Here is a 13,031-nt window from a genome sequence, read left to right as displayed (position 1 = left end):
TCCTTGTGAAGCTGTCGAAGCTGCCCAAACGGGCTAGTCACTACCCACCATGGTGGCAGGGGTGAAGTTTTCCTGGCCGCTGGACGTGGGCGGTATCACGGTGCTCGCCCGGCGGCGGATGAGCCGGGCCCACGGACCCCGGCGGCCGGCTGACTGGCCGTGCACCTGGGCCGGCTGCACCTCGGTGCCCGGCAGGCCGGCCGCTCGGGCCGCGGCCTTGGCCACCGGCCGGGCCCGGGTCGAGGTGAACGGCGCGGCTGCCTCGGACACCGTGCTCAGGCCCAGCGCCGCCGCCGCCGAGGGCAGCAGCACCTCGGCGGCCCGGGCGTAGCCGATCGCCGAGGGATGGAACTGGTCGGCGGAGAAGTAATCCAGGCTGCTGGCGAACTCAGGGCCCAGGAGGTCGCCCAGGCTGACGGCCCGGCCGCCTGCGGCCACCACCGTGACCGCCTGGGCCGCGGCCAGCGTCCGCGACATCCGGCGGGCCAGCCAGCGCAGCGGCTGCGCGATCGGGCGGATCGTCCCCAGGTCCGGGCAGGTGCCCATCACCACCGGCACGTCGTGCTCGGCCAGGATGCTCAGCGCAGCGCTGAGATGGCGGACCGACTCTGAGGCCCGGACCCGGTGGGTGACGTCGTTGGCCCCGATCATGATCACCACCAGGTCGGGCCGCTCGGCCAGCACCAGCCCGACCTGCCGCGGCAGCGCCGAGCTCTGAGCGCCTACCACCGCGACGTTGCGCAGCTGGACCGGTCGCCGGGCCAGTGCCGAGAGCCCCATCGCGATCTGCGCGGCCGGGGTCTCGGAGTCGGTGTGCACGCCGAAGCCGGCGGCCGAGGAGTCGCCGAGCATCGCCAGCCTCAACGGCGGCTCGTCGGCCCGGGCGCCGGGCGCCAGCCACACCCCGTCGGCCCGCGGCGGGTCGGTCTCGGCCGGCTGAATCCGGCGCCGGGCCAGCTTGGTCTGGCCGTAGACGACGCCGGCCGCCGCGGCGCTGAGCGCGCCGAGGCTGCCCGTTCCGAAGGCGGCCGCGGTCACCACCCGACGCGCGCGTGAAGCCCGGCTCATGCGGCTACCTCCAGAATTGACCCGTTCGATGTCGCGAATCGTAGAGGCGAGGTTAGCCTTTGCCCCATGCGCTACTACACCTCACTCATTGACCTGATCGGCAACACCCCGCTGATCCAGCTCCGCAGCGTCACCCGGCACCTCGATCCCGCCACCGCGCCGCTGGTGCTGGCCAAGGTCGAGTACTTCAACCCCGGCGGATCGAGCAAGGACCGGATCGCGCTTCCGATGATCGAAGCCGCGGAGCGGGCCGGCGAGCTCAAGCCCGGTGGCACGATCGTGGAACCGACGTCGGGCAACACCGGGGTCGGCCTGGCGATCGTCGCCCAGCAGCGCGGTTACTCCTGCATCTTCGTGCTGCCGGACAAGGTCGCCCCGGAGAAGATCAACCTCCTCAAGGCCTACGGCGCCGAGGTGGTGGTCTGCCCGACCGCGGTGGCGCCGGAGGACCCGCGCTCCTACTACCAGGTCTCTGACCGGCTGGCCCGTGAGGTGCCTGGCGCCTGGAAGCCGAACCAGTACGCCAACGTGAACAACTCCCTCGCCCACTACAAGGGCACCGGCCCGGAGATCTGGGAGCAGACCGAGGGACGGATCACCCACTTCGTGGCCGGCGTGGGCACCGGCGGCACCATCTCGGGCACCGGACGCTACCTCAAGGAGATGTCGGCCGATCGTGCCGGGGGCCCGGTGCGGGTGATCGGCGCCGACCCCGAGGGGTCGGTGTACTCCGGAGGCACCGGGCGCCCCTACCTCGTCGAGGGGGTCGGCGAGGACTTCTGGCCGGCGAACTACGACCCGTCGGTGCCCGACGAGATCATCGCGGTGTCGGACTCGACGTCCTTCGAGATCACCCGCCGGCTGGCCCGCGAGGAGGGCCTGCTGGTAGGCGGCTCGTGCGGCATGGCGGCCGCGGCGGCACTGCGGGTCGCCGAGCGCGCGGGACCTGACGACGTGATCGTGGTGCTGCTGCCCGACGGCGGCCGGGGCTACCTGTCCAAGGTCTTCTCGGACAAGTGGATGAGCGACTACGGCTTCCTGGACACCAGCGCCGAGACCACCGTCGGTGAGGTGCTGACCGCCAAGAGCGGCCAGACTCCGGCCCTGGTGCACGGGCACCCGAACGAGACCGTCCGGGAGGCGATCGACATCCTGCGCGAGTACGGGGTGTCCCAGATGCCGGTGGTCGGCGCCGAGCCGCCGGTGACCGCCGGTGAGGTGGTCGGGTCGGTGTCGGAGAAGGCGCTGCTGGACGCCCTGTTCGCCGGCGAGGCCTCGCTGTCGGACCCGCTGGAGAAGCACATGTCGGCGATGCTGCCCATCATCGGCTCGGGCGAGCCGGTCCGCCGGGCGGTCGAGGCGCTGGGCGGGGCGGACGCGTTGCTGGTGCACGTCGACGGCAAGCCCGCCGGGGTCGTGACCCGGCAGGACCTGCTGGGCTACCTCGTCAGCAAGTAGCCGCTCACCAGATAGCCGCTCAGCAAGTAGCCGCAGGGGCCCGGGTGCTCACAGGCCGGCAGCCACGTCAAGGGCTGCCTGCCGCACCCGGGCCACCGCGGTGGAGTACCCGGGCTGGTGCTGGCTCAGCACCACCATCAGAACCTGACGGCCGCCCACCTGGAGCACGCCGGCGCTGTTGGCGACCCACCGCCCGCCGTCGGCGTCGACGCCTAACCAGCCGTTCTTGATCGCCGGGTCGCTGCCCGGGTCCCCGGCCGCGCTGACACCCCAGCGCTGGTCGGACTGGACCTGGCCCATCAGCTCCAGCGCGTACCGCCGGGAGGCTGCCTCCAGCGGCGAGCTCGTCGAGGTCAGCGCCTGCAGCAGGAGCATCTGATCATCGGCCGAGGTGGTCGACAGCCCCCATCTGCCGTCGGCGTCGAAGACCGTGTCGCGCAGGCCGAGCAACGAGTTGTAACGGCGCAGGCCGGTGTTCCCACCCACCGCCGCCCAGATGCGGTCGGCAGCGGCGTTGTCACTGCGCCGCATCATGGCGCGCGCGTCATGATGCTGGCTCGGCGACAGCGGCCGTCCGCTCAGCTGATGCTGGTGAAGCAGGGCCTGGAGGAAATCGAGCTTGACGAGGCTGGCCGCGACCATGCCGCCGCCGGCTCCGAGACGGACAGACCTGCCGGTGGACAGATCCAGCGCGGCGACGGAGTAGGAGTCACCGCCACCGCCGAACAGCCTGTTCAGGCAGCCGGCCTGCTGGGCGGCGCTCGGCCGGGCCGGCAGCGGCGCCGTCGCGGCAACCCCGGCCGGCGCTGCCGCAACCCCGGCCGGCGCCGTCGCGGCAGCCCCGGCCGGCGCTGCGGCAACCCCGGCCGGCGCCGCGGTGACCATTGGCGAACCGCCGGCCACCGCCAGGCGCGGCGCGGCCTCCAGAGCGCGGTGAGCGGCCGTCCAAGGCCGGCCGCTCACCCAGGCCACCGTCAGCAGGACGGCTGCGAGCAGCAGGACCGCGACGCCCCGGCTCATCGGTGCTCTGGGCATGGTTGGCGTTCCTCTCAGATGGCTGGTCCTCGTGAGCTAGACGCAGTGGGCGCCGCTTCGTTGCATACGGCCGTCAGCGGGTCAGAACGGGCAGTAATCTGAGCGCTATGGGCAACTCGATGAATGACAGCAGCGCGCTGGGCCGGCTCGGTTTCAACTCCCGGGCGATCCACGCCGGGCAGGAACCGGACCCACTGACCGGAGCGGTCGCGGTGCCGATCTACCAGACCTCCACGTACAAGCAGGACGGCGTCGGGGGCCTGCGTAACGGCTATGAGTACAGCCGGTCCGGAAACCCGACCAGGACGGCGCTGGAGGAGTGCTTGGCGGCTCTGGAGGGCGGCGCGCGAGGGCTGGCCTTCGCCTCGGGCTTGGCAGCCGAGGACACCTTGCTGCGGGCGCTCTGCTCTCCCGGTGACCACATGCTGCTGCCCGATGACGCCTATGGCGGCACTTACCGGCTGGTCGCCCGGGTGCTGAGCCGATGGGGCGTGGAGTTCACCGCCGTCCACATGCACGACACCGCCGCGGTGGCTGCCGCGATCCAGCCCAACACCCGCGTCATCTGGGTGGAGACGCCCACCAACCCGCTGCTCAACATCGTCGACATCGCGGCGCTGGCCGAGGTCTCGCGGCAGCACCAGACGATGATGGTCGTCGACAACACCTTCGCCTCGCCCTACCTGCAGCAGCCGCTGGCTCTGGGCGCCGACGTCGTGGTGCACTCGACCACCAAGTACCTCGGCGGGCACTCCGACGTGGTCGGCGGGGCGGTGGTCACCCGCGACGCCGAGGTCGGTGAGCAGGTGGCCTTCTACCAGAACTCGATGGGCGCCATCTGCGGCCCGTTCGACGCTTGGCTGGTGATGCGCGGCATCAAGACCCTGGGCGTGCGGATGGACCGGCACTGCTCCAACGCCGCGCAGATCGTGCGGTTCCTCGGTCAGCACCCGGCGGTCTCGAGCGTGCTGTACCCGGGCCTGCCCAACCATCCCAACCATGAGGTCGCCGCCCGGCAGATGAGCGGCTTCGGCGGCATGGTGTCCTTCCGGATGCGCGGCGGTGAAGAGGCGGCGCTGAAGGTGTGCGAGCTGACTCAGATGTTCACCCTCGGCGAGTCGCTGGGCGGCATCGAGTCGCTCATCGAGCACCCGGCGCGGATGACGCACGCCAGCGTGGCGGGCTCACCGCTGGAGGTCCCGGGCGACCTGATCCGGCTGTCGGTCGGCATCGAGGACATCGAGGATCTGCTGGCAGACCTCACCGCGGCGCTGGCCTGAGCCGGCTCGCGATCGGCGTCCGGCTGGCAGACGGGTTCGACGGTGGCGGGCCGCGCCGTGAGGTTCAACGCCGGCAACGGGGGGCTGGCGGCGGCGGCGCTGGCCGGTTTTCTGCTGGTCGGGCTGGCCGCGCGGGCCGAGCCGGAGCAGTCAGGCGCTCCGAGCGCCGTCCGGTCGGGCGGCCCTCGAGAGGCTGCGACCACCGCCGTCCCCCAGCCCGATCAATGGACCACGCCGCCCCCGGAGGCCACTGGCGACTTCCGGGTGCCCTGGTCGCTCATCCAGTGGGTCCTCCTCGGCGCGCTGCTGCTCGCGGTGCTCGGGCTCGCGGTCGTTCTCGGACCGCGGCTGATCGCCTGGCTGCGTTCGCGGCGGGCTGCCTCCAGGACCGCGCGGCCGGTCGAGCCGGCGCGTGAAGAAGTCCTCAGGCGGGTCCCGGACAGGCTGCGCGCGCCGGTGACCGACGTGGCACAGGGCCAGATCCGGGACGGGGTGATCCTGTGCTGGCACCGGCTGGAGCAGGCCGCCGAGGCAGCCGGCCTGCCTCGCCTGCCGTCTGAGACCTCCTCCGACTTGGCCGAGCGGTTGCTGTCCACGCTGCCGCTGAGCCAGGCGCCGCTGGACCGGCTGGCCGCCCTGTACCGCGAAGCCCGGTTCTCCAGCCATCCGATACCGGCCGAGGCGGTCACGCAGGCCCGCGCCGACCTCGCCCGGCTGCGCTCGGAGCTCGAGGCGGCCAGAGCCGCCGGACCGCCGGTCCGAGCAGGGCATGACTGAGCCGGTCAGCTGGCGGTCGCGGTTGCCGGCTCGGCTGGCGCTGGCCGCCGGGCTGGGGCTGGGGGCAGGCGTCATCGTGCTGCTGGCCAGCCTCGCCGCGGGCCTGAGCCCGCGGCCGGAGCTGTGCGCCGGGATAGGCGTGGCGGCTGCGGTGCTGGTTCAGTTGGTGCGTGAGACGGCCGCCGAACCACCGCCGCCAGCGCCTGTCGACCCGCCTGCGCCGGCCGGCGGGGAGTACCTCAGCAGGCTGCGGCAGTCCGAACGCCGGCTCGAAGCGGCCAGCCGGGACGGTTCGAAGTACGACCGCAATGTCCGTCCGGTGCTTGCCCGACTGGCCGTCGAGCGGTTGCGCCAGAAGTACGGGCTCGACCCGGTCAGCCAGCCCATCCAGGCCAGAGAAGTGCTAGGAGAGCAGTTGTGGTCGCTGACGATCGCCCCGCCGACGCCGGCCAGCCCGGCGCCCAGCCACGCCCAGCTGAGCGCGCTGCTGGACCAGATCGAGGCGTTGTGATGGACGCGGCGGCGGCTGCCCAGGCCTGTGACGGGGTGTTGAGCGAGGTCGGCCGGGCGGTGGTCGGCAAGCGTGGCCGGCTGGCCATGGTGCTGGCCGGAATCCTGGCCGGAGGGCACGTCCTGATCGAGGACAACCCGGGCCTGGCCAAGACGCTGGCGGCACGGTCCTTCGCCCAGGCGCTCGGCCTGGGGTTCCGCCGGATCCAGTTCACCCCGGACCTGCTGCCTTCCGACATCACCGGCTCCTTCGTCTATGACCAGCGCCAGGGCGAGTTCGAGTTTCGCGCCGGACCGCTGTTCGCCGGCCTGGTGCTGGCTGATGAGATCAACCGGACGCCGCCCAAGACCCAGGCGGCGCTGCTGGAGGCGATGCAGGAGCGCCAGGCCACCGTCGAGGGCCGCACCTTCGCGCTGCCCGAGCCGTTCCACGTGATCGCCACCGCCAACCCGATCGAATACGAGGGCACCTATCCGCTGCCCGAGGCCCAGCTGGACCGGTTCCTGCTGCGGGTGTCCTTCGGCTACCCGAGTCAGGATGAGGAATGGCAGGTGTTGCAGCGCCGGATGGCACGCCGGGCTGAGGCGATCACCCTGAACCCGGTGCTGGACGCGGCCGGCCTGCTGGCGGTGCAACGGGTCGTGGAGGGCATCGAGGTCGAGGAGAGCGTCGGTCGTTACTGCGTCGCGCTGGTCGACGCCACCCGGTTTCATCACCACCTGCTGGTGGGCGCCTCACCGCGTGGCGCGCTGGCCCTGCTGCTGGTCGCAAGGGCCTACGCCCTGATCAACCATCGCGACTTCGTGACACCGGAGGACGTCAAGGCGATCGCGGTCGCGGCGCTGGCCCACCGGGTGACGCTGCGCCCGGAGATGTGGATGCGCCAGCTGTCGCCGGCCGAGGTGATCTCAACGGTGCTGGCCGAGGTGCCGGCCCCGGTGACCGGAACCGACCGGCCGCGGCTGCCGCCGGCGAGCCGGCCATGAGCCCAGAGCCGGCCATGAGCCCAGAGCCGGCCATGAGTCCAGAGGACCGGGAGTCCCGGCGGGCCGCGGTCCCGCCGGCGCGGTGGTCACCGACCGTGGCGCTGGGTCCGGCGGTGGGCGCCGCCGCGGTGCTGCTGGCATTGGCGGCGCTGCTGGGACGCCAGGACCTGTTGCTGCTGGCGCTGCCGCTGGCGGTGGGCGCCGTGCTGCCGCTGGCCGACCGCGCCTGGAGAGCGCCGGTGGTGCGGCTGCGCACCGCGAGCGCCACCCTGTTCGAGGGCCAGTCGACCACTGTGAGCCAGCAGCTCCACGCCCCCGACGCGGTCGACGTCATCAGGCTGCGAACCCGCCTGGAAGGCCGGGCGGAGCTGGCTGAGGGCGGCCAGGACGTGTGCGCGACGGCTGGCCGGGACTCCGACGTCATCCTCGACCATCGGCTGGCAGCGCCCCGCTGGGGGCGTAGCCGGATCGGCCCGGTGAGCATGGATGTCACCGCCGCCCACGGCCTGCTGCGCACCACCGTGACCGGCGACGAGGTGGCGACGCTGGCCACCTTTCCGCTGCGCGCCGAGTTCTCGGCCACCGACCTGTTGCCGGCGGCCCCGGGCATCGTCGGGGCGCACCGATCCCGGCGGGTCGGAGAGGGAGTCGATCCGGCAGGGGTGCGTCCCTTCGTCGCCGGCGACCGGTTGCGACGGATCAACTGGCCGGTGTCACTGCGGACCGGGGACCTGCATGTCACCGCCACCTACTCAGACCGCGACACCGAGGTGGTGCTGGTGCTCGACACCGCCTTCGAGGTGGGCGCTGGCGCCGGCCCGGGCACTGCCAGCAACCTCGACGTCGCGGTGCGCGCGACGGCCTCGATCGCCGAGCACTACCTGCGCCACGGTGACCGGGTGGCGGTGCTTGACCTGGGCAGGGCGGGTCGGCCGATCCGGCCCCGAACCGGCCAGGCGCACCTGTTTCAGATCATGGACGTGCTGCTGGACGTGCGCAGCGCTCCGGTCAGCGAGCTGGCCGCCAACCGGGCGATGGCCAGGATCTCCGGTCGGGCCCTGGTGATCGTGTTGAGCCCGCTGCTCAGCGCCGAGGTGGCGATAGAGGCGGCGGGGCTGTCGCGGGCCGGCCGCTCGGTGCTGGTCGTGGACACGCTGCCGGCTGACGTGGCGCTGCCCGAGCGCGGGCCCTGGCTCGAGCTGGCCTGGCGGGTGCAGCTGGCCGAACGCAGAGGCCTGGTGGGGGCGCTGGCCGATCACGGCGTGCCCGTGGTGCCCTGGTTGGGCAGTGGCAGCCTGGACCAGGTGCTGGCCGGGCTCAGCAGGACCGCCCGGGCTGCCAGGGTGCGGCGATGAGCAGGCCGGCGGTGAAGCTGGGCGGCGGTGGGCTGCCCGTGGGGGACTCGGGCCCACCGGCGTGGCGCCGCTATCCGGTGGCCGCGCTGGGAGTGCGGCTGGTGACCCTGCTGGCCGGGCTGGCGGTGCTGGTGATCGCGCCCGGAAGCCATCCCTGGTGGGTCCTGCTCACGGTGGCAGGCGTGCTGGTCGCGGTCGCCAGCCCGGATCGCGCCGGCGCCGGGCTCGCGCTCGGGGCGGGGATCGGCAACTGGTTTGCCGCCTACGGCTGGCACGCCACGCCGCCGCTGGCCGCCACAGCCGGCTTCGCGCTCGCCCTGTACCTGCTGCACACCAGCACCGCGCTGGCCGCGGCCGTTCCCCTGAGCGCGCGGCTGCGAGGCCCGGTGCTGCGCCGCTGGACAGGGCGCTGCGCGGTCGAACTGGCCGTCGCGGCGGCGCTGGCGGGCGCCAGCTACGGCCTGGGCCGGCCTGGCAGCACCAGCGCGCTGCAACTGCTCGGGCTGCTCGGCGTGCTGGTGCTGGTCGGCATTCCGGTGCTGCTGGCGCACCGGTCCCGCGGCTGAGGTGCGGCCTCAGCCCCGGGACCCTGGGCGCTAGATGTCGCGGCGCATGATCTTGCTGCCGAGCCAGACCAGCGGGTCGTACTTGCGGTCGGCGACCCGTTCCTTCATCGGGATCAAGGCGTTGTCGGTGATCTTGATGTGCTCGGGGCAGACGTCGCTACAGCACTTGGTGATGTTGCAGTAACCCAGGCCGTGCTCCTCCTGCGCCTCGCGCTGGCGGTCCCGGGCGTCCAGCGGGTGCATGTCCAACTCGGCGATCCGCATCAGGTACCGCGGCCCGGCGAAGGAGCTCTTGTTCTCCTCGTGGTCGCGCACGACGTGGCAGGTGTCCTGGCACAGGAAGCACTCGATGCACTTGCGGAACTCCTGCGAGCGCTCGACGTCGATCTGCTGCATCCGGTACTCGCCGGGCGCCAGGCCCAGCGGCGGCTCGAAGGACGGGATCTCGCGGGCCTTCTGGTAGTTGAACGAGACGTCGGTGACCAGGTCGCGGATCACCGGGAAGGCTCGCAACGGCGTGACGGTGATCGTCTCGGCCTCGGTGAACGTCGACATCCGGGTCATGCACAGCAGCCGCGGCCGGCCGTTGATCTCGGCGCTGCACGAGCCGCACTTGCCGGCCTTGCAGTTCCACCGGACGGCCAGGTCCGAGGCCTGGGTGGCCTGCAACCGGTGGATGATGTCCAGGACGACCTCGCCCTCGTTGACCTCGACGGTGAAATCACGCAGCTCACCGTTGTCGGAGTCGCCGCGCCACACTCGGAACTTCGCGTCGTAGGTCATCGGTTTCCCTCGTTCTTCGCGCAAGCGCTCATCACTGATTTCGCTCCGGTCCTCGCTCGCTGACGCTCGCTGCGATCCTCGCTCATCGGTTTCCTTCGTTAGCTGCCGTCACGGGAAGTTCGGGCTCGGTCAGGTACTTGGCCAGCTCGTCCCGCTCGAAGAGCTCGAGCAGGTCGGGTCGCATCGTGGGCGTGGGCTTCTCGGTGACGGTGACCGCGCCCATCCCGTCGGCGTCGTGGGTGAGCGCGCAGAGCAGGTTGCGCTGGCGCCAGTCCGAGCTCATCGCCGGGAAGTCGTCGCGCGTGTGCCCGCCACGGCTCTCCTGCCGGATCAGCGCGGCTCGGGCCACGCACTCGCTGACCGCGATCATGTTCTGCAGGTCCAGCGCCAGGTGCCAGCCCGGGTTGAACTGCCGGTGGCCCTCGACGCTGACCTGCCGGGCGCGTGCCTTGAGCTCGACCAGCCGGTCCAGCGCCTGCTGCATCTCAGGCTCCGTGCGGATGATGCCGACCAGGTCGTTCATGGTCTGCTGCAGTTCCTGGTGCACGGTGTAGGGGTTCTCGCCGGACTCGGTCTGGAACGGCCTGAGCGCGGCCTCTGAGGCCGCGTCCAGCGCCTTGTCGTTGATCAGCGGGTACGAGCCCCCCAGCGAGGCCACGTACTCGGCCGCGCCGATGCCGGCCCGCCGGCCGAAGACCAGCAGGTCAGACAGCGAGTTGCCGCCGAGCCGGTTCGAGCCGTGCATGCCACCGGCCACCTCGCCGGCGGCGAACAGGCCGGGGACGCCGTCGGCGGCCGCGGTGTCCGGGTCGACCTGGACGCCGCCCATCACGTAGTGACAGGTCGGGCCGACCTCCATCGGCTCCTTGGTGATGTCGACGTCGGCCAGTTCCTTGAACTGGTGCCACATCGAGGGAAGCCGGCGGATGATCTCCTCGGCCGGCAACCGGGTCGAGACGTCGAGAAACACCCCGCCGTGCGGCGAGCCGCGACCGGCCTTGACCTCGGAGTTGATCGCCCGGGCGACCTCGTCGCGGGGCAGCAACTCCGGCGGGCGCTTGTTGTTCTCGGGGTCTTTGTACCAGCGGTCGGCTTCGTCCTCGCTCTGGGCGTAGTTCTTGCGGAACACGTCGGGCACGTAGTTGAACATGAACCGCTCGCCGTCGGAGTTGCGCAGCACCCCGCCGTCGCCGCGGACCGACTCGGTCACCAGGATGCCCTTGACCGAGGGCGGCCAGACCATGCCGGTCGGGTGGAACTGCACGAACTCCATGTTGACCAGGTTCGAGCCGGCCCGCAGCGCCAGGGCGTGCCCGTCGCCGGTGTACTCCCAGGAGTTGGAAGTGGTCTTGAAGGACTTGCCGATGCCGCCGGTGGCCAGCACCACGGCCGGGGTCCGGAACACCACGAACTTGCCCGACTCGCGCCAGTACGCGAAGACTCCGGCGATGGCGCCGCTGTCGTCGTGCAGCAACTCGGTGACGGTCAGCTCGGCGAACACCTTGAGCTTGTCGTCGGAGGCCACCCCGCCGCCGTCGTCCTGCTGCAGCGACACGATCTTCTGCTGCAGGGTCCGGATCAGCTCCAGGCCGGTGCGGTCACCGACGTGGGCCAGTCGCGGGTACTCATGCCCTCCGAAGTTGCGCTGGCTGATCCGGCCGTCGGGCGTCCGGTCGAACAGCGCGCCGTAGGTCTCGAGCTCCCAGACGCGCTGCGGGGCCTCCTTGGCGTGCAACTCGGCCATCCGCGGGTTGTTCAGGAACTTGCCCCCGCGCATGGTGTCGCGAAAGTGCACCTGCCAGTTGTCGTTGGAGTTGGCGTTGCCCATCGAGGCCGCGATGCCGCCTTCGGCCATCACGGTGTGCGCCTTGCCGAAGAGCGACTTGCAGATGATCGCGGTCCGCAGGCCGGCTTCGCGGGCGGCGATCGCAGCCCTCAGGCCCGCGCCCCCGGCTCCGATGATCACGACGTCGTAGCGGTGCTGTTCAAATTCGATCATCAGGCAGCAGTCCTCGGGTGCTCGTTGTTCGTTGGTGGCGCAAGAGCCAGGTCAGCGCGGTCGGCCGGGTCAGAAGAACCGGGGGTCGCTGAAGGCGCCACGAGCCAGTAGGAAGACGTAGACGTCGGTGAGGACCAGCCACACCAGCGACACCCAGGCCAGCTGCATGTGCTTGGCGTTGAGCGCCGAGACCTGCATCCAGGCCCAGTACCGGACCGGGTGCTTGGAGAAGTGCTTCAACCGGCCGCCGGTGATGTGCCGGCACGAGTGGCAGGACAACGTGTACGCCCAGATCAGCGCGGCGTTGACGAGCAGCACCACGGTGCCCAGGCCCATGTGGCCCCAGTTGCCCTTCTCATCCCGGAAACCGAGTACCGCGTCGAAGGTCAGGATGACCGAGAACACCATCGCCGCGTACCAGAAGTAACGGTGGATGTTCTGCAGGACCAGCGGAAAGCGGGTCTCACCGGTGTACTTGGCGTGCGGCTCGGCCACCGCGCAGGCCGGCGGCGACAGCCAGAAAGAGCGGTAGTAGGCCTTGCGGTAGTAGTAGCAGGTCATCCGGAAGCCGAGCGGGAAGATCAGGATGAGGATGGCCGGCGACAGCGGGAACCAGGAGCCGATCGGCTCGCCGAAGTCGCTGGAGCCGGGCACGCACTTGGTGCTCAGGCAGGGCGAGTACAGCGGCGACAGGTAGGGCTTGGAGTAGTAGTCGCCGTTCTGGAACGCTCGCAGCGTCGCGTAGATCGCGAACAGCCCGAGCACCAGGGCGGTGATCAGCTGAGGCATCCACCAGCGGTCGGTGCGCAGGGTCCGGGCGCTGATGCGGGCCCGGCCGGGAGCGTGGACACCGGTGCCGGTCGTCCGGTCAGTGGGGTCTGCTTTGGTCATCGTGAGGTCCCCCGGTAGCCGCCCAGGCCCTCGTCGTCGGCGTCCTCGGCCCACATCGAGGCGTCATAGGGCTCGTCGGTCAGCTGGTGCATCTCGATGGGGTTTCCTCCCGGGCCAGTCGGCGGCAGCGAGCAGACGTCGTGCACGTCCAGCTCGAGCCGTTCGAGATCGTTGCGGAGCCGCCTCACGGTCGGCACATCACCGTACTTGCCATGCAGGGACGTGACAGCCGTGCGGAGGTCCTCCACCACGCGGTTCAGCGTTCTCAGCTCGACAGAGACCGGCATGTTGCCTCTTTCATTCAACGGGCGAAATCGTATGA

At 71.1% G+C, this 13,031-nt stretch carries 13 protein-coding genes; 7 read left to right on the top strand and 6 right to left on the bottom strand.

The window, feature by feature from the left end; genetic code table 11:
- Nucleotides 1-33 precede the first annotated feature (33 nt).
- The gene (locus tag VGB75_08725; GenBank protein ID HEY0167112.1) at nucleotides 34-1,068 is read right to left on the bottom strand and encodes an SGNH/GDSL hydrolase family protein; all 1,035 of its coding nucleotides are present in this window, start codon (nucleotides 1,066-1,068) and stop codon (nucleotides 34-36) included.
- Nucleotides 1,069-1,134: 66 nt separating this feature from the next.
- Here VGB75_08725 and VGB75_08720 point away from each other — a divergent pair, with 66 nt between their 5' ends.
- Nucleotides 1,135-2,526 carry a cystathionine beta-synthase gene (locus VGB75_08720; GenBank protein HEY0167111.1) on the top strand — a complete coding sequence of 464 codons (1,392 nt, stop codon included), beginning with the start codon at nucleotides 1,135-1,137 and terminating at the stop codon, nucleotides 2,524-2,526.
- A gap of 48 nt (nucleotides 2,527-2,574) precedes the next feature.
- On the opposite strand, the gene VGB75_08715 is transcribed toward VGB75_08720, so the two are convergent.
- A complete protein-coding gene (locus VGB75_08715) occupies nucleotides 2,575-3,561 on the bottom strand; it encodes a serine hydrolase (GenBank protein ID HEY0167110.1) in 987 nt (328 codons plus the stop codon).
- 107 nt (nucleotides 3,562-3,668) lie between these two features.
- Between VGB75_08715 and VGB75_08710 the strand changes: the two genes are divergently transcribed.
- From VGB75_08710 to VGB75_08685, 6 genes are read left to right on the top strand one after another with little or no spacing between them, the layout of a single operon-like run.
- Complete coding sequence (locus VGB75_08710) at nucleotides 3,669-4,841, top strand: cystathionine gamma-synthase (GenBank protein ID HEY0167109.1); 1,173 nt, start codon at nucleotides 3,669-3,671, stop codon at nucleotides 4,839-4,841.
- 57 nt (nucleotides 4,842-4,898) lie between these two features.
- Nucleotides 4,899-5,618, top strand: a complete 720-nt coding sequence (locus VGB75_08705; GenBank protein ID HEY0167108.1) for a DUF4129 domain-containing protein — start codon at nucleotides 4,899-4,901, stop codon at nucleotides 5,616-5,618.
- Complete coding sequence (locus VGB75_08700) at nucleotides 5,611-6,129, top strand: hypothetical protein (GenBank protein ID HEY0167107.1); 519 nt, start codon at nucleotides 5,611-5,613, stop codon at nucleotides 6,127-6,129. The genes VGB75_08705 and VGB75_08700 overlap by 8 nt, the downstream gene beginning before the upstream one ends.
- Complete coding sequence (locus VGB75_08695) at nucleotides 6,129-7,115, top strand: MoxR family ATPase (GenBank protein ID HEY0167106.1); 987 nt, start codon at nucleotides 6,129-6,131, stop codon at nucleotides 7,113-7,115. The genes VGB75_08700 and VGB75_08695 overlap by 1 nt, the downstream gene beginning before the upstream one ends.
- Before the next feature lie 32 nt (nucleotides 7,116-7,147).
- A complete protein-coding gene (locus tag VGB75_08690; protein HEY0167105.1) occupies nucleotides 7,148-8,470 on the top strand; it encodes a DUF58 domain-containing protein in 1,323 nt (440 codons plus the stop codon).
- Complete coding sequence (locus VGB75_08685) at nucleotides 8,467-9,036, top strand: hypothetical protein (protein ID HEY0167104.1); 570 nt, start codon at nucleotides 8,467-8,469, stop codon at nucleotides 9,034-9,036. The genes VGB75_08690 and VGB75_08685 overlap by 4 nt, the downstream gene beginning before the upstream one ends.
- 30 nt (nucleotides 9,037-9,066) lie before the next feature.
- Here the strand turns inward: VGB75_08685 and VGB75_08680 are convergent, their stop codons facing one another.
- From VGB75_08680 to VGB75_08665, 4 genes are all read right to left on the bottom strand, one after another.
- Nucleotides 9,067-9,819, bottom strand: a complete 753-nt coding sequence (locus tag VGB75_08680) for a succinate dehydrogenase/fumarate reductase iron-sulfur subunit (protein ID HEY0167103.1) — start codon at nucleotides 9,817-9,819, stop codon at nucleotides 9,067-9,069.
- Between the two features lie 82 nt (nucleotides 9,820-9,901).
- Nucleotides 9,902-11,818, bottom strand: a complete 1,917-nt coding sequence (locus tag VGB75_08675; protein HEY0167102.1) for a fumarate reductase/succinate dehydrogenase flavoprotein subunit — start codon at nucleotides 11,816-11,818, stop codon at nucleotides 9,902-9,904.
- A gap of 69 nt (nucleotides 11,819-11,887) precedes the next feature.
- Nucleotides 11,888-12,709 (bottom strand): hypothetical protein, encoded by an 822-nt coding sequence (locus tag VGB75_08670; protein HEY0167101.1) that lies wholly within the window; start codon nucleotides 12,707-12,709, stop codon nucleotides 11,888-11,890.
- Entirely contained in the window at nucleotides 12,706-12,996 is a 291-nt protein-coding gene (locus VGB75_08665; protein HEY0167100.1) for a hypothetical protein, read from the bottom strand. The genes VGB75_08670 and VGB75_08665 overlap by 4 nt, the downstream gene beginning before the upstream one ends.
- Nucleotides 12,997-13,031: the final 35 nt, after the last annotated feature.

It is taken from the genome of Jatrophihabitans sp., from assembly GCA_036399055.1.
Lineage (GTDB): Bacteria > Actinomycetota > Actinomycetes > Mycobacteriales > Jatrophihabitantaceae > Jatrophihabitans_A.
Note: the sequence above shows the minus strand (reverse complement) of the source record. Positions and strands in the feature narration are given on the sequence as shown.